At 38.7% G+C, this 24,786-nt stretch carries 26 protein-coding genes; 6 read left to right on the top strand and 20 right to left on the bottom strand.

The window, feature by feature from the left end:
* Window positions 1-8 precede the first annotated feature (8 nt).
* The 4 genes from AC1TPB_RS00460 to AC1TPB_RS00445 form a co-directional block, all read right to left on the bottom strand.
* Entirely contained in the window at window positions 9-881 is an 873-nt protein-coding gene (locus AC1TPB_RS00460; protein WP_482075066.1) for an ROK family protein, read from the bottom strand.
* A gap of 251 nt (window positions 882-1,132) precedes the next feature.
* The gene (locus tag AC1TPB_RS00455; protein WP_482074696.1) at window positions 1,133-2,284 is read right to left on the bottom strand and encodes a cation:proton antiporter; all 1,152 of its coding nucleotides are present in this window, start codon (window positions 2,282-2,284) and stop codon (window positions 1,133-1,135) included.
* Between the two features lie 38 nt (window positions 2,285-2,322).
* Window positions 2,323-3,102 (bottom strand): glutamate racemase, encoded by a 780-nt coding sequence (murI, locus tag AC1TPB_RS00450; RefSeq protein ID WP_482074695.1) that lies wholly within the window; start codon window positions 3,100-3,102, stop codon window positions 2,323-2,325.
* A 158-nt stretch (window positions 3,103-3,260) separates the two neighbouring features.
* Complete coding sequence (locus tag AC1TPB_RS00445; protein ID WP_482074694.1) at window positions 3,261-4,232, bottom strand: 2-hydroxyacid dehydrogenase; 972 nt, start codon at window positions 4,230-4,232, stop codon at window positions 3,261-3,263.
* Between the two features lie 400 nt (window positions 4,233-4,632).
* Between AC1TPB_RS00445 and AC1TPB_RS00440 the strand changes: the two genes are divergently transcribed.
* Both AC1TPB_RS00440 and infC read left to right on the top strand, forming a co-directional pair.
* Window positions 4,633-5,355 (top strand): Crp/Fnr family transcriptional regulator, encoded by a 723-nt coding sequence (locus AC1TPB_RS00440; protein WP_482074693.1) that lies wholly within the window; start codon window positions 4,633-4,635, stop codon window positions 5,353-5,355.
* A gap of 21 nt (window positions 5,356-5,376) precedes the next feature.
* Window positions 5,377-5,853, top strand: coding sequence for a translation initiation factor IF-3 (infC, locus tag AC1TPB_RS00435; protein WP_482074692.1), 477 nt, complete (start codon window positions 5,377-5,379; stop codon window positions 5,851-5,853).
* A 96-nt stretch (window positions 5,854-5,949) separates the two neighbouring features.
* On the opposite strand, the gene nrdR is transcribed toward infC, so the two are convergent.
* Window positions 5,950-6,429 (bottom strand): transcriptional regulator NrdR, encoded by a 480-nt coding sequence (nrdR, locus tag AC1TPB_RS00430; protein ID WP_482063186.1) that lies wholly within the window; start codon window positions 6,427-6,429, stop codon window positions 5,950-5,952.
* A 95-nt stretch (window positions 6,430-6,524) separates the two neighbouring features.
* Between nrdR and AC1TPB_RS00425 the strand changes: the two genes are divergently transcribed.
* Window positions 6,525-6,740 (top strand): alpha/beta-type small acid-soluble spore protein, encoded by a 216-nt coding sequence (locus tag AC1TPB_RS00425; RefSeq protein ID WP_482063185.1) that lies wholly within the window; start codon window positions 6,525-6,527, stop codon window positions 6,738-6,740.
* 166 nt (window positions 6,741-6,906) lie between these two features.
* Here the strand turns inward: AC1TPB_RS00425 and AC1TPB_RS00420 are convergent, their stop codons facing one another.
* The 5 genes from AC1TPB_RS00420 to mutM all read right to left on the bottom strand — a co-directional run bounded on the left by AC1TPB_RS00420 (window position 6,907) and on the right by mutM (window position 10,386).
* A complete protein-coding gene (locus AC1TPB_RS00420) occupies window positions 6,907-7,476 on the bottom strand; it encodes a lytic transglycosylase domain-containing protein (RefSeq protein ID WP_482074691.1) in 570 nt (189 codons plus the stop codon).
* A complete protein-coding gene (gene coaE, locus AC1TPB_RS00415) occupies window positions 7,473-8,069 on the bottom strand; it encodes a dephospho-CoA kinase (RefSeq protein WP_482074690.1) in 597 nt (198 codons plus the stop codon). Before coaE ends, AC1TPB_RS00420 begins: the two co-directional genes overlap by 4 nt.
* A gap of 345 nt (window positions 8,070-8,414) precedes the next feature.
* Entirely contained in the window at window positions 8,415-9,137 is a 723-nt protein-coding gene (locus AC1TPB_RS00410) for an MntP/YtaF family protein (protein ID WP_482074689.1), read from the bottom strand.
* A 91-nt stretch (window positions 9,138-9,228) separates the two neighbouring features.
* The gene (locus tag AC1TPB_RS00405) at window positions 9,229-9,411 is read right to left on the bottom strand and encodes a hypothetical protein (RefSeq protein ID WP_482074688.1); all 183 of its coding nucleotides are present in this window, start codon (window positions 9,409-9,411) and stop codon (window positions 9,229-9,231) included.
* Window positions 9,412-9,555: 144 nt separating this feature from the next.
* The gene (mutM, locus tag AC1TPB_RS00400) at window positions 9,556-10,386 is read right to left on the bottom strand and encodes a DNA-formamidopyrimidine glycosylase (RefSeq protein WP_482074687.1); all 831 of its coding nucleotides are present in this window, start codon (window positions 10,384-10,386) and stop codon (window positions 9,556-9,558) included.
* A 169-nt stretch (window positions 10,387-10,555) separates the two neighbouring features.
* Here mutM and AC1TPB_RS00395 point away from each other — a divergent pair, with 169 nt between their 5' ends.
* Window positions 10,556-10,690 (top strand): hypothetical protein, encoded by a 135-nt coding sequence (locus tag AC1TPB_RS00395; protein ID WP_482074686.1) that lies wholly within the window; start codon window positions 10,556-10,558, stop codon window positions 10,688-10,690.
* A 232-nt stretch (window positions 10,691-10,922) separates the two neighbouring features.
* On the opposite strand, the gene polA is transcribed toward AC1TPB_RS00395, so the two are convergent.
* The 7 genes from polA to AC1TPB_RS00360 all read right to left on the bottom strand — a co-directional run bounded on the left by polA (window position 10,923) and on the right by AC1TPB_RS00360 (window position 19,745).
* Window positions 10,923-13,601, bottom strand: coding sequence for a DNA polymerase I (gene polA, locus AC1TPB_RS00390; protein ID WP_482074685.1), 2,679 nt, complete (start codon window positions 13,599-13,601; stop codon window positions 10,923-10,925).
* Window positions 13,602-13,717: 116 nt separating this feature from the next.
* Window positions 13,718-14,377, bottom strand: a complete 660-nt coding sequence (phoU, locus tag AC1TPB_RS00385; RefSeq protein WP_482074684.1) for a phosphate signaling complex protein PhoU — start codon at window positions 14,375-14,377, stop codon at window positions 13,718-13,720.
* Between the two features lie 319 nt (window positions 14,378-14,696).
* A complete protein-coding gene (gene pstB, locus AC1TPB_RS00380; protein ID WP_482063178.1) occupies window positions 14,697-15,452 on the bottom strand; it encodes a phosphate ABC transporter ATP-binding protein PstB in 756 nt (251 codons plus the stop codon).
* A 30-nt stretch (window positions 15,453-15,482) separates the two neighbouring features.
* Entirely contained in the window at window positions 15,483-16,358 is an 876-nt protein-coding gene (pstA, locus tag AC1TPB_RS00375) for a phosphate ABC transporter permease PstA (protein WP_482074683.1), read from the bottom strand.
* A gap of 1 nt (window position 16,359) precedes the next feature.
* A complete protein-coding gene (gene pstC / locus AC1TPB_RS00370) occupies window positions 16,360-17,223 on the bottom strand; it encodes a phosphate ABC transporter permease subunit PstC (RefSeq protein ID WP_482063640.1) in 864 nt (287 codons plus the stop codon).
* A gap of 212 nt (window positions 17,224-17,435) precedes the next feature.
* Window positions 17,436-18,461 carry a PstS family phosphate ABC transporter substrate-binding protein gene (locus AC1TPB_RS00365; RefSeq protein ID WP_482074682.1) on the bottom strand — a complete coding sequence of 342 codons (1,026 nt, stop codon included), beginning with the start codon at window positions 18,459-18,461 and terminating at the stop codon, window positions 17,436-17,438.
* A gap of 150 nt (window positions 18,462-18,611) precedes the next feature.
* On the bottom strand, window positions 18,612-19,745 hold the full coding sequence (locus tag AC1TPB_RS00360; RefSeq protein WP_482074681.1) for a methyl-accepting chemotaxis protein: 1,134 nt from the start codon (window positions 19,743-19,745) through the stop codon (window positions 18,612-18,614).
* 369 nt (window positions 19,746-20,114) lie between these two features.
* Here AC1TPB_RS00360 and AC1TPB_RS00355 point away from each other — a divergent pair, with 369 nt between their 5' ends.
* Complete coding sequence (locus AC1TPB_RS00355) at window positions 20,115-20,993, top strand: helix-turn-helix domain-containing protein (RefSeq protein WP_482074680.1); 879 nt, start codon at window positions 20,115-20,117, stop codon at window positions 20,991-20,993.
* Window positions 20,994-21,079: 86 nt separating this feature from the next.
* Here the strand turns inward: AC1TPB_RS00355 and AC1TPB_RS00350 are convergent, their stop codons facing one another.
* Complete coding sequence (locus tag AC1TPB_RS00350) at window positions 21,080-21,583, bottom strand: hypothetical protein (RefSeq protein ID WP_482074679.1); 504 nt, start codon at window positions 21,581-21,583, stop codon at window positions 21,080-21,082.
* Between the two features lie 246 nt (window positions 21,584-21,829).
* A complete protein-coding gene (locus AC1TPB_RS00345; protein ID WP_482074678.1) occupies window positions 21,830-22,552 on the bottom strand; it encodes a response regulator transcription factor in 723 nt (240 codons plus the stop codon).
* A gap of 140 nt (window positions 22,553-22,692) precedes the next feature.
* Here AC1TPB_RS00345 and AC1TPB_RS00340 point away from each other — a divergent pair, with 140 nt between their 5' ends.
* Entirely contained in the window at window positions 22,693-22,827 is a 135-nt protein-coding gene (locus tag AC1TPB_RS00340) for a hypothetical protein (RefSeq protein WP_482074677.1), read from the top strand.
* Window positions 22,828-22,875: 48 nt separating this feature from the next.
* On the opposite strand, the gene pnpS is transcribed toward AC1TPB_RS00340, so the two are convergent.
* A complete protein-coding gene (gene pnpS / locus AC1TPB_RS00335) occupies window positions 22,876-24,654 on the bottom strand; it encodes a two-component system histidine kinase PnpS (RefSeq protein ID WP_482074676.1) in 1,779 nt (592 codons plus the stop codon).
* Window positions 24,655-24,786: the final 132 nt, after the last annotated feature.

Below are 24,786 nucleotides of genomic sequence, written 5' to 3'. Positions count from 1 at the left end.
CAATAACATTATGTCAATGCCAATAATCCAATCGCGATAGCTCCACATAAGCCTGCATCATCGCCTAATCCTGGAGCAATCACATATTGATCGATGTTTTCTAATATCATCGGATGCTGAACATATCCATTCAAGTTTTGTTGTAATTGCTCACGAATAAGTGGAAAAAGTTGCTCTTGATGCATCACACCACCACCCAAAATAATTTTCTCTGGTGATAGTAAGAGTATGGTAGATGTAAGTGCTTGAGCAATATAATAGGCTTCTAGCTTCCAAGCTTCATGGTCAGCAGGTAACTCTGTAGCCTTCACACCATAGCGACGTTCAATCGCCGGACCTGCTGCAACACCCTCCAGACAATCTTTATGGTACGGACAGAAGCCTTCATAACGATCATCCGGATGACGCTTCACAGGAATATGTCCCGCTTCGGGATGCAGCAGACCATGTATAAGCCGTCCTTCAGTATATACACCTACACCTACTCCCGTTCCTATTGTGTAGTAGACACAGCTATTCAGCCCTTTAGCACTTCCCCACGTTGCCTCTGCAAGTGCAGCTCCATTGACATCTGTATCAAAGCCAATTGGCACATCGATCGTTTTTCGTAATTCACCTATTATATTAAAATTACCCCACCCAGGCTTAGGAGTGGTTGTAATATAACCATATGTATCACTAGATTTGTTCACGTCAATCGGACCGAATGTACCTACACCTAACGCATCCAACTGTTCATTTGCAAAAAAATCATTTATTTTCTTCATTGCTACAGTTGGCGTTTCCGTTGGAAAGCTTATTTTACGTTCAATATGCCCATGATCATTGCCGATACCACAAATAATTTTAGTTCCACCAGCTTCAATCGCTCCAATTCTCAACAAAAAAACCTCCTAAAACTTTTCGTTAACTTTCAAAACCACTTCTCGTACAACGAAAAGTTGCTTCGGAAGCATCATTCATGCTACTGTAAGCAAAAAATCCATTAACTATTCTCTCTACAATTAATGATAGAATAGTTAATGGATTTTGTATACTATCTTCTATCCTTCTTCGCCATAATAAAAACTCGATAAAGAACGTTTTCGTTCATTACCGAGTCCATATTGTTGTCATATTATTTCATTCGTTATTAAGCCGTTTGCTTCTCACGCTGAGTAAACAAAAGCTTCAATAAAGGTGGCGTCACTACAGTCGTTATAATAACCATAATAACGATCGAAGTGAAATATTCAGGATCTAATAACTCGGCTGACAGTCCGGTTGCTGCAATTATTAAAGCAACCTCCCCTCGTGACACCATACCTGCTCCAATAATAAGTGCTGGCTTAGACTTGAATCCAGTTAGTCTAGCTCCTACCCAACAACCAATAAGCTTAGTCACAATAGCCATCATTGTTATTACGATTAAAAATCCAATTTGATGACTAATTCCTTTGAATGATACATCAAGTCCAATGCTCACAAAAAATACTGGAACGAATAGTGTGTACGCGATCGGCTCAATTTTATGCTCAACCGTTTTTCTAAATGGAGTTTGTCCGACAGCAATACCTGCAGCAAACGCGCCAATAATTCCAGCCATATGCATATATTCTGCAAAGTAAGCAAAGCCAAAGCAAAGTACAATAGCTACCGAAACAACGGGCTCTGTTACCTTTAATTTTCCAAGCCATTTCATTACTAATGGTACAATAAATATACTTGCTATTATGATAATAACGAAGAATATTACTTTATTGAGTACGAGCATGCCGATTGAACTACCTTCATCAGCACCAGTAAAGCTCATCATAAACGCTAATAAAATAACTACGAGTACATCATCAATAACAGCTGCTCCTAGAATTGTAGCGCCTTCTCTTGAATTCAGTTGATCTAATTCCTTCAACACTTGTACAGAAATACTTACCGATGTGGCGCAAAATAGCGTTGCAAAAAATAACGAATGATTGCTGCTAAATCCAAAGGAAATCCCGACACTGTACCCTCCGATAAATGGCAGAATAATACCACCGATCGCGACAGCTAATGCCGATTTCCATGTCTGTTTCATCTGCTCAATATCTGTTTCAAGTCCTGCAATGAACATAAGTAATAAAACGCCGATATTAGCAAACGTAGTAACCAGCTCGTCACTTTGCACCCAGCCAAGCACTGCAGGTCCGAGTACAATACCGATAATCAACTTCCCTAATACAGCGGGCTGACCAAGCTTAACTGAAATATGACCTGCAATTTTCGTTGCAAGTAAAATAATAACGATTGTAAAAATAAATTCCATTGGAATCCTCCCTTATGCAACACCTGTTGTAATACTTATCAAAGCTGATTTCGTTGCAAATAGCTCAGAGCTTCCTTCATCCGTTCATTGTATAATGAGTCTCCACTCGTGTTATCGAATACGACTTGTCCGCTACCTTTACCTCTAGCCATACCATATCGATGTAACAGTGCAGCAAGGCGACGTACAGTTCCTGTACTCCCATCGACAATATCAATATGTGTTGGTAATATTTCTCGTAGTATTGGCTTAAAGTAAGGATAATGAGTGCAGCCTAACACGATGATTCCATAATCTTCTAGATCAAATGGAGCTAATTGATCTACAAAATACTGTTTCACTTCATCCGTATCATACTTCATACTTTCGCAAAAAGGAACAAGCATCTCCATCGGCAAAGAGTCAACAATACCGGAATCGTCTACACGCGAGACAAGCGCATAATATTTCGGTAAAGACAGTGTAAGCGGAGTAGCAAATACTAACACTCTTCTTCCCGTCGAGCGATTCATCTCTACTGCTGGCTTTACTGCTGGCTCCATACCGATAATAGGTAAATTAGGATATTGTTCGCGTAGATCCTCTACAGCGATACTTGTAGCGGTATTACAAGCAATAACAAGTGCGTCTATATCATGCTTCATCATATCATGAACGGTATCAAGAATATAACTATGCACTTCTTCTTTGGTTTTAGTCCCGTAAGGTACATGCAAAGTATCTGCTACAAAATAATAATCTTCCATTGGTATGCGTCGAATTGCCTCAGATAATACAGTTAATCCGCCCATTCCTGAATCAAAAATACCTATTGTCATTATAATCGTTCCCTTGCACTCAAAATCATATATGAATTATTCACTTTATTATCATAATACTGTTCACACGATAGAACAATAACGTCGTCTACAAAATATTATAAATTATACTACATTAGTATAGTCATCGTTATCAAAATCCGTTTTTTGAACGACCTTTATAATAGTTCCTTAACAACATATGCTTTATCGTTACCCTGTAACGCATGAACTAAGTTTTGCGCAGCAATCTTTGCCATATTATAGCGTGTTGCCTCTGTTGCAGAACCGATATGTGGAGTTAGAACAACATTGGATAATGTCAAAAACGGATGATCACTTGGCAATGGTTCCTGCTCAAATACATCTAAGCCAGCACCTCCAATGATTCCTTGCTGCAGCGCCTCGATCAAATGCTGCTCAACGACCGTTCCTCCACGGGAAGTATTAATAAAGATAGCATCGTTTTTCATGCTTGCAAATTGTTCCTGACCAATTATGTTACGACTTTCAGCAGTTAATGGCAACATAAGGACGACAAAATCAGATTGCTCTAATAGATGTTGCATCGAAACATAGGTCACGCCATATTGTGCTTCCACCTCAGGCTTCCGAGAGCGATTATAATACATAACGTCCATATCAAAGCCGAGCGCTGCTCGCTTAGCAATAACTTCTCCGATACGTCCCATTCCAATAATACCTAACTTTTGATGATGAACATCGACCCCAAAAAGCTTTTTTCCTTCATTTCCCTTCCAATTCCCTGCTTTAATATATGTATCTAATTCTGCGATTCTGCGTGCTGTTGAAAGCATTAAGCCAATCACTAGATCAGCAACTGTATCGTCGAGAACATATGGTGTATGTGTCCCGATAATATTGCGTCGCTTCATCGCATCCAGATCAAAATGATTGTAGCCAACACTCATCGTACTTACTACTTTTAGATTTGGTGCACAATCTAATAGCTTACTATCGATTGGTACAGAACTGCTATTGAAAAACCCAACAACATCTTGTAAATAATGACTTAGTTGCTCGGGATTACGTTCCTCATCCTTGCCCCATGTTTTGACGGTACAATGCTCCTCAATATATTGCAGCACTTCAAGTGGTAATCTCCGGTCTACAAATACTAATGGCTTCATTATTTTACCCTCTTTCCATTGTAGTTACCTATACGATAATCCACTTATTAGTGGATGCGTCCTATTTGCGATAAAATAAGCTAGCTTTACTATTGCAGCATTTCATACATACAAAATAGCGTTACTCATATCGTACTGCAACTTGAAAATGAATACAACGAAAAGAGTTCTTTTTGCAGCCTCCCAACAGCAAAAAGAACTCTTCTACATAAGTACCATATTTTTCACGTTAATGGATTGATAATAGCAAGTATTACAGCTATCATTAAAGTAGTCTATATTTTTGCTCCTCCTAACTTATTTATTCCCTTCTCCCAAATATAGAATAACAAATCCAAACCTTTGATTCTGTAACTCACATTACAAAATTATTGATTAGTAGATGAAAGGATGCTTGTTTTTGAAAAAGATAGATACAATTAAATTACGCGAATCCATACCATTCTTTCAAGATATTGATCAACAGTTATTAGATCAGCTGACTCCATATATGAAAGAAGTAAGTTTCTCGAAAGGTAATGTTATTTTTCATGAAGGCGATGAAGGCAATCAGATCTTCTTTATTCGTATAGGTATGGTTTCTATTTATACTTCTAATAAGGCGAAACGAATTACGTTAGCTTACTTAGATAAAGGTGAATATTTTGGTGAAATGGCACTTATGCAACCGGGTCTATTACGTTCTGCTACAGCTGAAGCGATGACGACAGTCAAAGCCTATGCACTGCATCGAGCAGATTTTCAGCAGCTTGTCGAAAAGGAACGTAACGTTTCATTTTTACTATTAAACTACACGATGGAACGTCTTCGTAAAGCAAATCAACAAATTCATGATTTGACCTTTCTCAATGTGCAGCATCGCATCATACGTCGTTTAATCGACCTTTGCAAAGAATTCGGCAGACCAAATGCTGACGATACCTATAAACTTACTGTTAAAATTACGCATCAACAACTTGCCGATACGGTTGGAGCAGCAAGAGAAACGGTCTCAAAGGTGTTAATAGATTTGCAAGATCAACAATTAATTATTTTCGAGAATAAGAAGCTAATCATACTTCAATTGAAACATTTGGAGCAAAAAATAGAAGGCTGGTATTATCCTTCTCAACCTATCTCTTAGTAATAAAGGAGTTTCAAATTAATGATGATAATGAATGAAAAGATAAAAGCTTCTGAGGTGGAGCTTACGGGGCTTAACGGAGAATCTCTAGGTACGATGACTACGAAAGCAGCATTAGAAATAGCCAAACAACATAAAACTGATCTAGTGTGTACAAATATACTTTCAAGCCCTCCACCATGCCTATTAATGGCTAAAGGAATGGCAAAGCAAACGAAAAACACGGAAAAATCGGCTTCTACTCCCAAAAAAGCTAAAGAAATCCGTTTAACTCCTCATATAGAGGAGCATGATTATGATACAAAAATTCGTCAATGTATATCTTTCCTGCATTCAGGTCATCCCGTAGCATTAGTTGTGAAGATTCAAGGAAAAGAAGGAATTGCTGCCAAAGCTTTACTTGAACGAATGCTCGATACTTTAAAATCTGATGGTACAAAACAGTCGGGTATCCACGTAAGTGGCAAACAAGCTGCCGTAACTGTTCTACCGAAATAAAACTAATAGTGCATGTTCAAAATTAATAAAGGGTGTAAGCCAGATTAGACCTATTCATAGGTTTCGTCTTGGCTTACACCCTTTTGTATTCATTCGTTATTTCGTCGTTTCTGATCTAATACTTGGATTAGACAAAATACCGTTCAATTCCTTCATGAACATTTCGATATCCTTAAATTGACGATAGACAGATGCAAAGCGTACATAGGCAACCTCATCTACAGGATACAATTGTGTCATAACGATCGAACCGATATCACTGCTTTCGACTTCAGCCAGTGCAGTTGTTCTTAGTTCTTTCTCAACCTCAGAAACGATAACTTCCAATCGCTCTGCCGGTACTGGTCTCTTCTCACAAGCACGAATTAAACCACGTAATATTTTGTCACGACTAAATTCCTCGCGACTGCCATCCTTCTTAATGACAATCAAAGGCGTTTCCTCAATCATTTCAAAAGTTGTGAAGCGCCTGCTACATTGTTCACATTCACGCCTACGACGGATTGACTTATTTTCATTAGCTGGACGAGAATCTAACACCTTAGTACCAGAGTAATCACAGTATGGACATTTCATATAGAAGCCTCCCTTCTTTTACCAATAATAATTTGTAATAAAACATTAATTATCGCACATAATACATTTACCAACAGCGAGGAGGTGAATATAACATGGCACAAAGTCGCAGCAGCAACACATTACTTGTCCCTCAAGCAATGGCAGCTCTAGATCGTATGAAATTTGAAGTTGCACAAGAGTTAGGTATCGCTATTCCGCAAGATGGTTACTACGGTAGCATGGCAACGAGAGAAGCCGGATCTATTGGTGGTTCGATCACTCGTCGTCTAGTTCAGATCGCTGAACAATCTTTAGCAGGTCAAAGTTAATATTATACCTTGTATAATGGACTCAAGCTTTGGGGCTGTTCTCCTCTTTCGGAAGAACGGCTTCAAGGCTATTACTCATCTGAAATTATCATGTGCGAAATGTATATTATATGTTTATTTATTTTTGATCTATAATAGTATAGCACATATTATAAAATACCGACCACTATAATTGCGGATACAATTCCTTATACTTATTATAATAATAAACAACTTTTTGCACATAACGTCTTGTCTCACCAAATGGAATATCATCCGAGGTTGCATATTCTCCTGACCATGTACCTTGTTCAATCCATTTCGAGACATTACCAGGTCCTGCATTATATGCAGCAATAGCAACAATCTTCTCTTCATCAAATTGATTCAGTAAATGATTCAAGTACCATGTTCCTAGTTCAATATTCATTGTCGGATCATGTAATAATTTATCTGCAGAAATATGCTCAAGATTCGCACGTTCAACGATCCAATTAGATGTTGTTGGCATTAACTGCATTAACCCCACAGCGCCTTTTGACGATTCTCGGCCTGTTTGGAAATTTGATTCAACTCTTATAACAGCCGCGATGAGATGCGGGTCAACCTTATACTTTTCTGAGTTTTCTACAATTAGATCACTATACTTTACTGGATATAATTTTTGCATTATCCAATCTGACTTTCCGAACAAAAAAATAATAAAGCAAATTACGACTAACAGTAATAGACGACGTCTAAATTTTTTTCTTTTCATACAGTTACCAACCTTTGAATAAGTTCAACAACTTGCTTTTCTGTCTGCTCCAATGAACCAGAGTTATCAATAACATAATCAGCTTGCGCTCTTTTTTGTTCAATATCCATCTGAATATCGACTCTCGAAATCGCAACATCTAGCGTAACATTATTTCTGGCAACTAAACGCTCAATTTGCAGCTCCCGAGGTACGTATACGACAACAATTGCTTCATACAAATGAATCTGTTTCGTTTCATATAATAGTGGAATATCTGCAACTATAATTGCATTTGGTTGTTCTTCTTGGTAATGCTTGATCATTGACAACATTCGCGTGCGAATAGCTGGATGAGTAATAGATTCTAGCTTCGCGAGCTTGTCCTTATCTGAAAAAACGATTGCCCCTAACGCCGCTCTATTCAGACTACCGTCCTCATGTAATACTGCTTGTCCAAAAAAGGAGGAGATCTCCTTAAGGGCAGGTTGCCCTGGCTCCACAATATCACGAGCAACCTGATCTGCATCAACAAGCAAGGCACCATGCTTAACAAGCAGTCGACTCACTGTACTTTTCCCGCTTGCAATACCGCCTGTCAAACCAATTAACAATGCACTCACTCCTCCAACTTTTTGTTAACCGCTAGATAAACTTCCTCGTAAACGAAAAGTACTTCGGAAGCATATACAACTTTTTGTTAACCGCTAGATAAACTTCCTCGTAAACGAAAAGTACTTCGGAAGCTTACGCCACTTTTTGTTAACTTCATGTAATGCTCCTCTGCAAACAAAAAGTACTTCGAAAGCATATACAACTTTTCGTTAGCCGCTAGATAAAGCTCCTCTGCAAACAAAAAGTACTTCGAAAGCATATACAACTTTTTGTTAACCGCTAGATAAACTTCCTCGTAAACGAAAAGTACTTCGGAAGCTTACGCCACTTTTTGTTATATCCATTTAAAAGAATTTACTTATACCTAATATTATTAATAGCAAGCCGGGTAAGCCACTGAAGTATTTCACGATTGGGATATGTGCAAGCTTTGTACCTATTTTCGTTCCAACAATAAGAAATAAAGCACTACATATTGCAATAATGATCGGTGTTACAACGGGATGAAGACCTAGTAAAGCTGCCCCAATTCCGGCACCTAATGCATCCAATGATAACGCAATGCCAAGCATAATTGCTTCGGAGGATGAAATTGTCCCTGATGAATCAAAATCCGCCGTTTGTGGAGTACGTAATATTTGAATCACAAGACCAAGACGCTTTAATTCTACGCGAAAAACGGTCGCAGTTGTTTGCAATGAAACAACATTCATTACATTATGTTCTGATCGATCACTTTCTAGCTCATTATGCTTATCTTCGTTATGTGCTTGTTCTGAACGTTGATCCTTTAGACTTTGAAAATATTGATACAGCGCCCATAAGCCGATAAGGACTAGAATAGTTGCCCCAACATCATTGGCTAGACGAGGTGACAAATATGCAGTTAGCCATGTACCTGCTTGCATAGACACACCAATTACTGCTCCAGAAAAACAAGAAATAATAATAATCGATAAAAATGGAATTGTTATTTTACGTAATCCGTACGTAATTCCAACGCCAAAGCTATCCAAGCTAACAGCTATAGCTAGTATAGCCATTGAGGCGAAATGAACGAACAACATGATAGTTCCCCTTCCCACATCTATACTAACGAAGTAGACGGATGCCTACTTGCGTAACGTATCATATGCGGGGAGCACACATTGCGTGCCTTTAAGGTAGTTCAAAAAGCAGACGTTGATAACGATGATTGGCTTTGTAGCGTATTCGACATCGAATATGAAGTGAACTTGGAAAGTACGGTTCGCATGTACCCAAAAGTACATTTGCGCTTCCGCCTTTCTCAAGTAGCACTCCATCTTCTTGGTTCTGAACGCCTGCTTTTTGAACTTTCATTTAAAGTTTCGAGCATTTGCCGCTCGTGTACTCATACCGTACACGTTGCTGGGTATTGTTACAATGCTTGGGATCAGATAGTAATGCGCTGTTGTTTAGTCGGCATCGAAAATTCCATTTATATATTTTGAGCATGTATCATTATCATTTCAACTTCTGACAATGGGTACAAATATGAGTGCCTCTACCACCGACGACATATTTATGAATTGGCCTAGCGCATTTGGGACAATGCTCACCTTTTCGGCCATAAACAAGCAATTCATGCTGGAACATGCCCATCTCACCTTGTCCATTGACATAGGATTTGATGGAAGAGCCTCCCGCTTCTACCGCTCTTGCTAATGTATCTACGATGGCACGATGAAGTTTTTTCCATTCTTGAACTGACAATGTATCAGGGGTACGTTCCGGATGAATCGCTGCAGTGAACAACGCCTCATCCACATATATATTACCTAGTCCTACAATTAATTCTTGATTTAATAGTAGTGGCTTAATTTTCGAAGTTCGATGTTGTAATTTCGATTGCAATACTTTCGCTGTAAATTGATTATCAAGAGGTTCAATTCCTAATTTACTTAATGGCAAATTCGTCATGTCTTCTCCTGCTTTGAACAGATGCATCGTACCAAATTGGCGAACATCTTTATAACGAAGCTCAGTACCATCTGTAAATGTAAATAAAACATGTGTGTGTTTCTCTAGTGCTTCATCTGCGAGAAATAGACCATAACGACCTTCCATTCTGAGATGCGAAACAAGTACAAGCTCATCACATACAATTCGAATGAATTTCCCTCTTCGCTCAACAGACAGAATCGTCTGGCCAACAAGTGCATCACAAAATTGCTCTATTTCTGCTGGGCGTTGAATAATGCGCGGAAGCAAAACCTTTACCTGCTCAATTTGCTTACCTTGCACAAGCTCCGTTAATGTACGGATAACTGTTTCTACTTCCGGTAATTCTGGCATAACGTTCACCTCAATATTATTGATAATCAATGAAAGTCCAAAAACAGGCTACAAAGCAATACCCCGCGAAGTGTACGGTACGAGTACACCAGCGATCACTCTTTCGCCCGAAGCTTAAAATAAAGGTTCAAAAAGCGGGCTTTCGAAAGCCGAGAAGATGGAGTGCTACTTGAGAAAGGCGGAAGCGCAAATGTACGTTATTGGTACATACGATCCTACAATGTTTCTGCAAGAAACATCCATCGGAAGCTTACGCTATACTTTCCAAGTTCACTTCATATTCGATGCGACTAAGCTACGTTAGCCTAATCATCGTTATCAAAGTCCGCTTTTTGAACTTCCTCTTCCAATGAAAGCTCTAAACTTTCGATTGTCAGCACCGAGAAGATGAAGCGTTACTTGAGAAAGGCGGAAGCGCAAATGTACGTTATTGGTACATGCGAACCGTACTTTCCAAGTTCGCTTCATATTCGATGCTGAATATACTACATAGCTTGGCTTCGTGATCACATTCGAACGTTTAGAGCTACATCTACTTACTTGGCTTCATACCAGCTGTTGCCGAAGCTCACGTCAGCACGAAGTGGCACATCTAATTGAATAGCTTCAGACATTACTTCTGGTACTAATTGTTTCATTAACTCAAGCTCATGCGGAGGAACTTCAAATACTAGTTCATCATGCACTTGCAGTAGCATACGACTTTCTAATTGACGCTCTTTCAATGTTTGCTCCATACGTACCATCGCTAACTTAATGATGTCAGCTGCAGTTCCTTGTATTGGTGTGTTCATGGCGATTCGCTCAGCAAACGAACGCAAATTAAAGTTTGAAGAATGAATATCAGGTACGTAACGACGACGATCAAGTAATGTTAAAATGTAACCATTGCTTTTCGCTTCCGCTACAATATCGTCCATATATTTGCGAACACCACTAAAAACATTGAAATATTGTTCAATAAATTGAGACGCTTCTTTTCTCGTAATTCCTAAGTTTTGCGAAAGTCCAAAATCACTAATGCCATATACAATCCCGAAATTAACCGCTTTTGCGGAACGACGCATATTGCTATCTACTTCTTCAGCAGTAACGCCGAATACATCCATCGCCGTCTTCGTATGAATATCCATATTGTTAATAAACGCTTCTTTCAAATTCTCATCGCCTGAAATATGCGCTAATACACGTAGCTCAATTTGCGAATAATCGGCTGCTAATATCGTCCACCCCGCTTCCGAAGGGACAAATGCTTTACGAATTTTTCTACCTTCTTCAAGTCGAATCGGGATATTTTGCAGATTAGGAAATTGACTGCTCAGTCTACCCGTTGCAGCGATCGTCTGACGATAGTACGTATGAATCTTCCCAGTTGCCACGTTAACCTCTTTCAACAGCCCTTCAACATAGGTCGATTGTAGCTTAGCAAGCTGTCTGAAATTCAATATATGAGTGATGATCGGATGATAAGGTGCTAGTTCTTCTAATACTTCCGCATCAGTGGAATATCCTGTTTTTGTTTTTTTCTTCGCAGGGAGACCTAGCTTCTCAAACAATACTTCACCTAGCTGTTTCGGAGAACTAATTTTGAATTCCATACCCGCCAATTCATAAATGCTCGCAGTAATTAATTTAAGGGCAGCCTCAATCTCAACGCCTTGATTTTCTAGTTCACTACTTTCTACTTTAATGCCTTGCAGCTCCATTTTTGCAAGAATTCGCGATAATGGACCTTCAAGATCGTAGTAAAGTGAAAGCATAGACGTCTGCTCTAATTCTTCATTCAATAATGGAACTAGCTTTTCGACCGTTCGCGCTTTTAGTGCTAGATGCTGGAACAACTGCTCAGCTTCGGGTAGCTTTAGCTTAGCACCTTTACCATAAACTTCATCATCCGCAGCCAGTCCGAACACATTGTGTCGCTCAGCTATCGTAAATAGCAGTTGATTACCGTCGGTAGGATCTAATAAGTAAGCTGCCAGCTGTACATCAAATTTCGCACCACCCAGTTTAACACCAAGCCAGCTTAGCACCAATTCGGATTTATGAAGATCGTAGCCGTACTTAGCCTTGTCCTCATCGGCTAGCCACACGCAGAATGGTTCTAGTAGCGAAGTAGTCAATTGATCCTTCGCAATAACATATACATCATCCTGGAAGGCAATGGACATCCCTTCAAATGCAGCCTGATGTGGATTATCCCCAATCGCTTCGACATATAAGCCATGCTCGTTGTTTTGAGCAATTGCTTGCATAAGATCAGTTACTATATTAGCATCCTGCTCACCAGCGATAACATGAATACGTAGCGCTTCAATCGCAGATCTTGCCTCTTCTGCTGACGAGCCACTTTCAACTGATAATTGTAATCGCTCAATCAATGATTTGAATTCTAGCTTCTGCAATTGCTCCGCAAGTTGACTATGATCGTAGCCGTTAAACTGCATCTGTTCTTCGCCGTATTCAAGTGGAACCTCGCGGTAAATTGTCGCCAGCTTCTTACTAATAATAGCCGCATCTTGATTATTCGTTAGATTTTCTTTCAGTTTTCCTTTTTGTGCATCAAGATTAGCTAATACTTCTTCTACACTAGGGTATTGATGTAATAGTTTAAGTGCCGTTTTTTCTCCGACACCAGGTACACCTGGAATATTATCCGAAGTATCACCCATTAGACCTTTAAGATCAATAATTTGTAATGGAGCTAGTCCATATTTCTCGGAAATGGTTTCAGGAGAATAGTATTCAATCTCACTAACCCCTTTTCGAGTAAGTGCAATCGTAACATGGTCTGAAGCAAGCTGAAGCATATCTTTATCTCCAGAAACAACCATAGCCTCTACACCTTGCTGATCCGCTAATTTCGTTAACGTACCAATAATATCATCGGCCTCATAACCCGACAATTCATATTGCTGAATACCGAATGCTGTAATCAATTGCTTTAATATAGGAAATTGTTGCGATAATTCAGGCGGAGTTTTTTGGCGTCCACCTTTATAATCCTCAAATTGTTCATGTCTGAAATTAACTTTACCCGCGTCAAATGCCACTAATATATGACTTGGTTTATGCTCTTCAAGTAGCTTCAAAAGCATAGTTGTAAATCCATATATCGCATTAGTATGCATGCCCGCAGAATTCGTCAGAGGTGGCATCGCGAAAAACGCACGATATGTAATACTATTTCCATCAATTAACATCCATTTACTCATATTTGTAGCTGCACCTCATTCTATTAACAATTACGTACACTTGTTACTATGATACCACAAAAAGGACCTTCCCTAATCATTACGATTAAAGGAAAGTCCTAATTTGTGCAATATTTTTAACCGTTTAGATCAGGTCTTTTGCCAGTTACAAGATAGACGACGCTTTCACCAATATTTGTCGCATGATCTCCAAACCGTTCCATATATCGTCCAACAAAGCTTAACAACTGAGCCTGCGCAATATTACGCGGATTTTCCATCATAAGCAGTAGCAATTCACGCATCATCTGACTATAAAGAGCGTCTACTTGATCATCATCTTTGGCCATCTTATAAGCAAGATCAACATTTTCATGAATAAACGCTTGTATCGCCTCATAAGTCATATTGCGAATAATCTCACCCATACGCGGTAGATCAATAATCGGTTTAATTAACGGTCGACCATCAATCTTAATAACAGCCTTCGCAACATCCTTAGCAAGGTCGCCCATCCGTTCCAAATCACTAGCAATCCGGAAAGCCGCAATAATTCTCCGGAGGTCCTTAGCAACAGGCTGCTGCGTAGCAATAAGCTTCAGCCCCAGTTCCATAATGTTTTCTTCCATATCATTGAGAAGTATATCATCAGCAGCGACCTCTTTAGCTCGCTCCATATTATTATCCTTCAACGCCGTAACAGCTTTATCAATCGCCTTTTCAACAAACTCACCCATCTCAATAAGCCACTGATCCAATTGCTCAAGCCCAAGATCAAACTCTTTACGCATAATCATAGTAAATTCCTCCCCAATATATATATCGATAATAAAACCATCCACAAACACAAGCAACGCGAATCTTTGAACATTCCGGGAGGAAGGTTCAATAGGAGCCCAGCGCTGCTCTTGCTTCGAAGCATAGGGATCGCTTGTCAGCACCAAGAAGATGACCCACAGCGAAAACGAGTAGCACAGCGTACGTTATGTGTACGTGAGCACCTACAATGTTTCTGCAAGAAACATACATCGAAAGCTTATGCTTGGCTTTCGATGGGGAGGCATATTCGCCGTCGAATACACTACGTCAGCATAACCATCGTGATCACAAGTGGTCCTAGCCGAAGCGGCCTGAGATGTAATCCTCGGTGCGCTTATCCCCCGGATTAGAAAACAGCTTTTCCGTTTCGTCGAACTCAACAACCTCACCATTTAAGAAAAACACCGTTTGATTAGATACACGAGCTGCTTGATGCATATTATGCGTAACCATTACGATCGTATATTTATCGCGAAGATCTTGCACAAGCTCTTCAATTTTCAAAGTAGAAATGGGATCAAGAGCAGAAGTAGCTTCATCCATTAATAAGATGTCAGGGTTAACAGCCAATGCGCGGGCAATACATAAACGCTGCTGTTGTCCACCTGAGATTGACAGCGCTGAACGTTTCAAGTGATCCTTCACTTCATCCCAAAGCGCAGCTGATTTCAAGCTTGTTTCTACAATTTCATCTAATTCTTTCTTGTTGGTCGTACCGTGCAGACGTGGACCATAGGCGATATTATCATAAATTGATTTTGGGAATGGATTGGGCTGTTGGAACACCATACCTACTTTTTTGCGAAGTGTTTCTACGTCAACCTCATTAGAATAAATATCCGTACCACTAATGGTTAGTCGACCTTCAATTCTAGTACCTATGATCATATCGTTCATCCGATTAAGTGTGCGAAGTAATGTTGATTTCCCACAGCCTGATGGACCAATAAAAGCAGTAATTGCTTTTTCAGGAATCGTTAAATTGACCTTCTTCAATGCATGGAAATCTGTGTAAAATAGATCTAAGTTTTTTGCTTCAATTAATGTAGTCATAACTCATTCCTCATTTCTGCTCGTAATCAACTAAAATTTCTTCTGATATCTGTTACGAATAATAACGGCTGATATATTTAACAAGATCAATATTACTAGTAAAATAATAATTGCGCTTGCTCCCAAATCTTTGAATTCCGCTTGTGGTCTAGAAATCCAGTTGTAAATTTGAATTGGCATAGCTGTAAATGCATCAGTAAGACTTTGTGGTAAAAACGCCACATAGGTTGACGCTCCAACAATTATTAGTGGTGCCGTTTCACCGATTGCACGAGAAACAGCTAGAATAACACCTGTTAATATTCCTGGAATGGATGATGGTAACACAGAACGTGATACCGTTTGCCACTTCGTAGCTCCTAAAGCAAAGGAAGCATCTCTTCTCGAACGTGGTACTGCACGAATCGCCTCTTGGGAAGCAACGATAATAACAGGAAGTACTAGTAATGTCATCGTTAACGCACCAGATATTAAGCTTTTCTCTAGTCCTAACATCCGAACAAACAAGGCAAGACCTAAAATACCGTATACGATAGATGGAACACCAGCTAGTGTACTAATATTCAATTGGACTAACCGTGTAAACTTGTTTTTCGCCGCATACTCCTCAAGATAAATAGCAGCGCCTACGCCCATTACGAATGATAGTGGTATTAATATCAATAAAATGTAAAGTGATCCCATTAAGCCTGACTTCATCCCTGCATTTTCTGCTTTTCGAGATGGGTAGTTGGTGAACAAATCAGGAGATAATTGTGCCCAACCATCAATAATAATATCTACAATTAATACAGTTAGTGCAATAATCCCAACTGATGTGGCAAGTAGAAACAATGTATGCAGCAAATGATCTTTAAGGCGACGATTAGCAATTTGTTTGCGGTTCGCATCTTGAAAAATATTCATCTTAATACTCCTCTCTAAAGCGTCTTGAAATGTACTGTGCAAGAATATTCAATAAGAAAGTAAAGATGAACAATGTCATACCTACCGCAAAGATTGAGCCATATTCAACACTTCCACGCGCTACATCACCTAAGCTTACTTGTACAATATATGCAGTCATTGTTTGAATACTATCCAATGGGTTAAATGTTAATGTCGGCGTCGAGCCTGCTGCCAATGAAACGATCATCGTTTCTCCTAATGCTCTTGAAAAGGCAAGAACAGCTGAAGAAACAATTCCAGAAAAGGCTGCAGGTACAACAATTTTCAATGCAACTTCAAATCTTGTTGCTCCAAGTGCGTAAGCACCATCTCGTAATGGTCGTGGCACTGCACTCATTGCATCTTCGCTTAATGAGCAAATCATCGGAATAATCATAATCCCTACAGCAATACCAGCACTTAAAGCGTTATATACACCCGCTCCTGGGAAAATAAACTGTATAAAAGGCGTAATAATACTAATCGCAAAATAACCATAAACAATGGTCGGAACACCTGCTAATACTTCAAGGATTGGTTTTATTATTCTTCTTACTTTATCCGGAGCGTATTCAGACAAATAGATTGCACTAGCTAACCCGATTGGTAATGCTACAACAATCGCGATAGTTGTAATCATTAATGTACCAGTTAGTAACGGTAAAATACCGAAGCTTTTGGGTTCGATGAGAGCTGACCACTTTGTTCCAAACAGGAAGCTTTGAATAGGCACCTCTTTGAAGAAGTTAATCGTTTCAGATAATAGTGTGATCACAATGCCTATCGTCGTTAGAACGGATACAATCGCACATAAAAATAGTAGTACAGGCATCACTTTATTCATTATACTTACACGACTATTTTTAAATGGATTGCTATACTCAGTAGAAGCTGCGTTCAATGTTGACTGTGACTTGTTCGGCATTACTTTGCCTCCCTTATTATTTACAATTCTTTAACATATGCTTGAAAAAAAAGTGATGCCGTAAGACACCACATTTTTCTCTTTTACTACATGTTCCAAACTACCTCGTTTGCAATTCTCAATGTATCGACTTACTTGATAAGTGCTTCAACATTTGCAAGTTGCTCTGTATACACTTCATCTGGAAGACCTACATAACCAACTTCAGCAGATAATTCACCAGCATTTTGTACATAGAATTTCATGAACTCAGCAACTTCAGGACGAGCCATTTCAGCATTGTTCACATAAATATGAAGTTCACGAGAAAGTGGAGAATATGAACTATCTTTGATCGTATCGAAAGATGGAGTGATTGGACCATTACCACCATCAATTGGAACAACTTTTAATGCATCTTTGTTAGCTTCATAATAAGCAAATCCGAAGTATCCAATACCGTTAGGCGTACCAGCAACACCTGTTACAAGCGTGTTATCATCTTCTGAGAAAGTAACACCATCCGTTTTCATTGTAGCGTCTTTAAGAGCAACTTCAGCGAAGTAATCATAAGTACCAGAATCAGCACCTGGGCTATAGATTACGATTGGCTTTGCTGGCCATTCAGCACGAACGTCAGACCAGTTTGTAGCATTACCTTCTACTGAGAAGATTTTAGTCAACTCTTCAACTGTTAAATGATCAATGAAATCATTGTCTTTACTAATTACTACAGAAAGACCATCGTAAGCTACAGTTACTTGTGTATGTTCGATACCAGCAGCTTTAGCAGCTTCTGCTTCACTATCTTTCATCGGACGAGATGCATTAACAATCGCAATTTCTCCAGCGATGAATTGTTCCATACCGCCACCAGTACCTGATACTCCTACTGGCACACGAACGTCACCATGAACACCATTGAACTCTTCAGCTACTGCTTCTGTAATTGGGAATACAGTAGAAGAACCGTCAATTTTAATTTCACCGCTAAGCTTTACTTCGGAATCAGCAACTGGTTCAGTTGGTGGTGTAGCCGCTGGAGTATTGTTTGTTACAGCATTGTTTGGTGCTTTATTAGCTGTACCTTCATTTGTATTGCCACATGCTGCAGTGAATACTAGCATTGCTGCCATTGTAAAAGTAATAATTCCCTTAATTGTGTTGTTCTTGATCAAAATAACCACTCCTCAGTTTTAGTTTCCCTCTTTGTTTAAGTTCTTCATGTATTATTGCTTACAGGTTTAATATTACTAATAGATTGTTAATCTCGTATTTTTATAATGTAAACACTATGTAAAATATTTTCACAAACATCATAGCAATGTTTACATATTCATCTCATTAAGCTTTTTCAGCTCATTTACCGTTTGATTCGCTTGATCATTAGCTTGTAGCGCTTGTTCCTCGATAAGCTGCAAATTGTTTTTGTTCTCAGCTACCATTTTGAATAAAGATAAAAAAATAGATTCGGTATCTGCAATAAGCTTGTCACTTTGTAAACCGATCTGTAATCCTTCCTCTGTAATCTCCGCAGTAGTTCTAACAACATCAACAATTTTTTCAATAGAGTGAGATATGCGTGATGTAGATTTCTTCGTTTGTCCTGCCAAATTCATTACTTCTTGCGCAACAACGGAGAATGCTCTACCGTGCTCACCTGCTCTTGCAGCTTCAATCGTAGCATTAATCGCTAATAAATTACTTTGCTCTGACAACTCATGAACGATCGAAGTAATTTTTTTAATATCATTAACACTGCCTTGTAACTCGGCAATTTGTAATTGCTGCTGCCTAACGTTGGAGCTAATAATTTCTAACGTACTCGTTAATTTTTGTAGCATTGTCTTACCTTCCAATGTGAAGTTCACCATTTCATCAGATTTCTCTCCACTGCTTTTTGCCGTATTCTCTACATTAACAACCTCATTGACAATCCGTTTAATTCTTTCTTGAGAGGAATAGATCAAGTACTGTTGTTCTTCCTTTAACTTTTGTTGTAAATGATTAGACAACTGGAGTAGGCTTGACATCGTTAGTACCCCAACAACGAGTTGACCATCTGTTACAATGACACAGTCATATAGCCGATCTCCTTTACGACTCAATGCCATTTCGATAATGTGACTGGGAGATTTTCTTCTATCTACTATTAAAGGTTCATGATCTGCTAGTTTTTCAATTGGCTTATCGCTGAACAAATCGGCACTAAAGCGTTGACTTAATCTACGAAATAATTCATTGCGCATCATTAAGCTCTGCGGTCGATTCAATCCATCAACAATAACAACACATTCGTGATCTGGATGATTACGAAATATAGCTAACGTCTGCTCGCAATTCGTATCGGCCGATATACAAGTTGTTTTAGATATAACACTTAACAATAATTGATCCTCGTGCTGAAACAATGACTGCTCCCTAACTACATTAGTTACTACTTTTTCAGATATAGCCTGCACCACTTCATCTCCTTCTATTCCAATCCATATAAAACAATTATAGAGGGGAAGCGTTAGCGTACATGCAAATATTTGTAAACTTATTATTAAAATTTCACCGCTTTCACCGTTATATCCGTTACTTATGTATTGCTATGTCGTTAATGAGTTATATAATGAGGATAGTTATGTTTTGCTTTCGACGTACTTTTCATATGCGAGAAGTATAGTCAAGATGATAATGAAAAGTTAGTTTTGCTTTCGACGTACTTTTCATTTGCAAGAAGTATAGTCGAGATGATAATGAAAAGTTAGTTTTACTTTCGACGTACTTTTCATTTGCAAGAAGTATAGTCGAGATGATAATGAAAAGTTTAAGGAGTGGTTATAATGGAGCCAATTAATGAGCGTGTATCATATGATAACCCTCTTTTAAGCATCAGAGTATTTCAGTCACATCGTGAGCATCTTACTCGGACCGATTGGCATCATCATAAACAGCTTGAGCTACTGTTAATATTAAACGGTCAATTAGATATGTATATGGAATCTGAAAGCATGATCTTAAAAGCAGGAGATGTTTGCATTATTGGTACATCTGAACTACATCGTGATTTCTGTTCAGAAGATCTTGATTATATCGTCGTTCAATTTGATCTTGAACATTTCTTCGATCAAGGATCAATTTCATATATGCGTTATTTCTCAGAAACACATGTACCGCTAAGTCAAGCGAATTATATCTTTCAAGAAAACGAAGCGGTGAAACAAGATACAGCAAACTGCATTAGGCAAATATCTAGCGAAGCTTCTAAACGCCAACGAGGATATGAAATAGCAGTTAGCATTCTCATTAAGCAAATCTTGTTAATCTTGTTACGTAATGATCATAAAAAAGTACTTGCCGAGCAAGATTCGTTCGATAAAGTAAGATTGAAACCGGTGCTCGATTATGTCGAGGAACATCTTACTGATCGTATTCAAGTTGAAGAAGTGTGCAGAATTGCCAATATGAGCTACTACTACTTCGTAAAATACTTCAAAAAATCAATAGGTTTTTCATTTACGGAGTATGTGAATTACAGGAAAATTAAGCGAGCTGAAAGATTGTTGCTGACGAGGGATATAAGCATTACAGAGGTAGGCGAAAAAGTAGGGATGCCTAATATGGCTCATTTCTATAAAATGTTCAAGAAACATAATGATTGCTCACCAAAACAATATCAGAAAAAGATGCTGCAATGGAAACCCGATCATCAAAATGAATAAACACGAAAAAGAGTTGGCTCTACGAATTGTAGCCAACCCTTTTCATTTTCATTTCCCGAAAAACTCTCAATATAGCCCGCTAGTTATTATTGATGCCATTCGAAAGTATATAATCTCTGCTCATCATATTTATATACCGCAATAAAATAATCGTAGCCATTATTCTTTTCTTTATAATAGAAATAATCACCTATTTGTGCCTTCACTGGATTATTCTCAAATACAGCCTTAACATCATCACGATCCAGATTCATTGAAATCGTTGCTGATATAAATTTCTCTATATTATGATTAGCTACATCCATATTTACCTCTATAACTTCAACCAAACCACTCTCATGTATTTGTTCTTCAGCGTTTAGGTATGTATATACTTCGAACCATTCACCATCACCAAATGCGCCTGCCCCTGAACTATGCAATAGTTCTCTAGTATTAGGTATTGGAAGTTGGATACCCCACTCTTCTTCATAAGACTGGACTACATCAACCAGAGTATAAGTCGGTGCTTTCTGCCTATTGTAAATAGTAACAGCTAAAATTATAACGACTACCCCGATAACTACTACACTAAATATCCATTTTTTCAAAAGATCACCTCAATGAATAGACGATCTTAATACAATAATGTTGCACTCATAACTTCGATGTATATGCAGAAGTCCATAAAAAAAGACCTCAATTCGAGGTCTTGATTACAACAACTATTCCATTAACTTAGTAGTCTTTAAATACTTTAGCACTAGAGCAAGCGATGAATGGCATATTCGCCGTCCAATTATCTACTTAGCGATGCATCGTGATCACGACCGATCAAAAAAAGAAACTTGTGAGTCCTATCTCAAAGGACTCACAAGTTTCTTCGGCATCACGAGCTTATAACCTACACCCCGAATCGATTCAATTCTTACTGATTGCTGTTCAAGCTCCAGCTTTTTCCGCAATGAACTTACATGTACATCGACTGTACGCTGTCCGCCAATGTAATCAAATCCCCATACGACATTCATAAGATCATCACGGCTGATTACCATACCTGGACGTTGAACGAGATATAATAACACTTCAAATTCTTTCGGTCTAAGTGAAATAGGTTGCCCTTGTACGTTGACCTCATACTTTTCTGGATAGATGGCCAATTCCCCTGCTTGTATCACTTTTTCGTTAGATAGAAGAGGTTTCGGGTCCTCATTTTGCGTTCTCCGTAACACAGCGGATACACGAGCAAGCAGTTCCGCAACGCCAAATGGCTTCGTAATATAATCGTCTGCCCCATGCTTCAACCCTTGTACAACTTCCTCTTCAGCATTACGAGCTGTCAGAATAACAACTGGTGTGCGAACATTATTCTGATGAAGTCGATTCAAAATTTCAAAGCCGTTCATTCCTGGAAGCATAATATCGAGAATAATCAAATCGAAATTACCTTGTAAAGCCGCTTGCAAACCATCGCCACCGTGATCAATCACGGTCGTATCATAGCCTTCTTGTATTAAATTATAAGATAACAATCTTGATAATGTAGGTTCATCCTCGATAACTAATATCTTGTTAGACATATTCCAACCTCCAAAAGCTGCACATACAATAAGTTGCATGTATTATTTCATATGTTCATAGTGTAACATTAATTTAAATTTTAGGTAAATATAATTATTAAGGAAGTTCAAAAAGTCCATGTTTTGAACTTCCTATTCCAATGAGGGTTCAAAAAGTGGGCTTTCAGAACCAAGAAGATGAGGCGCTACTTGAGAAAGGCGGAAGCGCAAGTGTACATGATTACGTACACGCGAACCGTACTTTCCAAGTTCGCCTCATATTCGACGTCGAGTAACCTTCAAAGCATAACCATCGTTATCAAAGTCCGCTTTTTGAACTTCCCCTACTGGATAGTTGGAAGTTCAATTGTGAATTTAGTACCCACCCCAACAGTACTGCTTACCGATATCGTTCCTTTATGCAATTCAACGAGATGCTTCACGATTGATAATCCAAGACCTGTACCACCGGAAATACGCGAGCGAGCTTTATCTACTCGATAGAATCGTTCGAAAATACGTGGAAGGTCTTTCTCAGGAATACCAATTCCCGTATCAGAAATTGATATCAGAATATTTTCTGCTTCCGTTTCGGATATGTCGATCGTAATCGTACCACCTTCAGGCGAGTAATTAATAGCATTGCTTAATAAATTAACCAAAATCTGGCGAAGGCGATCTTCGTCTGCTTCCATATAAAATTCTTCTGGTGAAGTCATGTCAATATGGATGTTTTTACGCATTGCACTTACTTCAAGAATAGCAATCGTATTTAGCATAAATTCATTAATATCAACTGGCGTTAGCATTAATGGCGCACGTCTTGACTCAATTTTAGATAGTTCTAAAATATCACCGATTAGTCGATTCAATCGTTCACTCTCATCATAAATAATTTGTAAGAAAGATCGTGTCGTTTCTTCATCTTTCACAACTCCACCAAGCAATGTTTCAGCAAATCCCTTCACTGCTGCGATTGGTGTTTTCAATTCATGCGATACATTAGCAACAAATTCGCTGCGCATACGTTCAAGACGTCTTATCGCCGATACATCCTGCAGGACGAGTAATATACCACCGAAATCCGAACTATTTCCTTGATAGATCGGTACAAGATTAAGCTCTAACAATCGTTCCTCTGGATAGTAAAACGTAATTTCTTCATGAATAAATCCCTTCGTATCAAATCCTTCCACAATTAATTGTGAAAGCTCATATTGCTGCTTAATGTCACTATACGGTTTGCCAATTAATTTACGAGCGGAGACACCGAGAATATTTTCAGCTCGTTCATTCATAATAAGTATGGAACCATTGGCATCCATCATAACTACACCATTGATCATATTAGAGAGGACACTTTGAAGATGATTCTCATTTTGACGAATTCTAGCCATCTGAATTTGCAGACTATCCGCCATCGCATTAATCGCATTACCTAGTTCGCCGATTTCATCCTGCTTATTTCCTTCCACACGTGCACGATAATCCATATTTTTAATACGCTTCGCAACTTGTGTAATTTTCTCTAATGGCTTTGTTAAGCTAAGCGCTATTCGATAACTTGTTAACGCCGCAATAACGAATAAAATAATTAGACCAACAATAAGGACCATCGTTAAGCTACTAATCGACTGCTCAACTTCATCAAGACTCATCGCAAGTCGAATAACATACGTATTATCATTCGTGTTACTTGTTACCGGGATCGCTACATAAAGCATGTTTTTGTTAAGGGTTTCACTTGGACGTATACTTTTGCCTATGCCCGTTTCCAATGCCCCGATAATTTCTTCACGATTTCGATGATTGTCCATTTCAGACGCGCGAAAACTTGAATCTCCTAGTACTGTACCTTCTGCTGTAATAAATGTAACGCGTGAATCCATAAGTTCTTGAAGCATCACAGCTTGATCGGTGTAATAGTCTATTACGTCGTCATCATTACCCGCTACCCAATCCATCTGTGCGGCAATAAGTCGCATCTCTCGTTCTAATGTTTCTTCTAATACTTGAATGTGATTTTCTTTAAATGTTTTCAGCATTAATAATCCAGAAGCAACTACGGATAGTGCGACCATTGAAATGATAATAATAGTTAGTCTTGCGCGAAAACTTAACATAGTTCCCTCTCCTTGAGTAAATAGTACTACCATCGTACCTTTGTCTAGTTACTTTGGCTATATATACAATTATTAATTTTTTGTAAACGGAATTGTGGTTACTTGCTTTCCAATATGTAGTTGTTTCTGGTA

Source organism: Paenibacillus sp. Y951 (assembly GCF_056786395.1).
The sequence above is the reverse complement of the archived record's forward strand: the minus strand, read 5'-3'. Positions and strand labels throughout refer to the sequence as shown.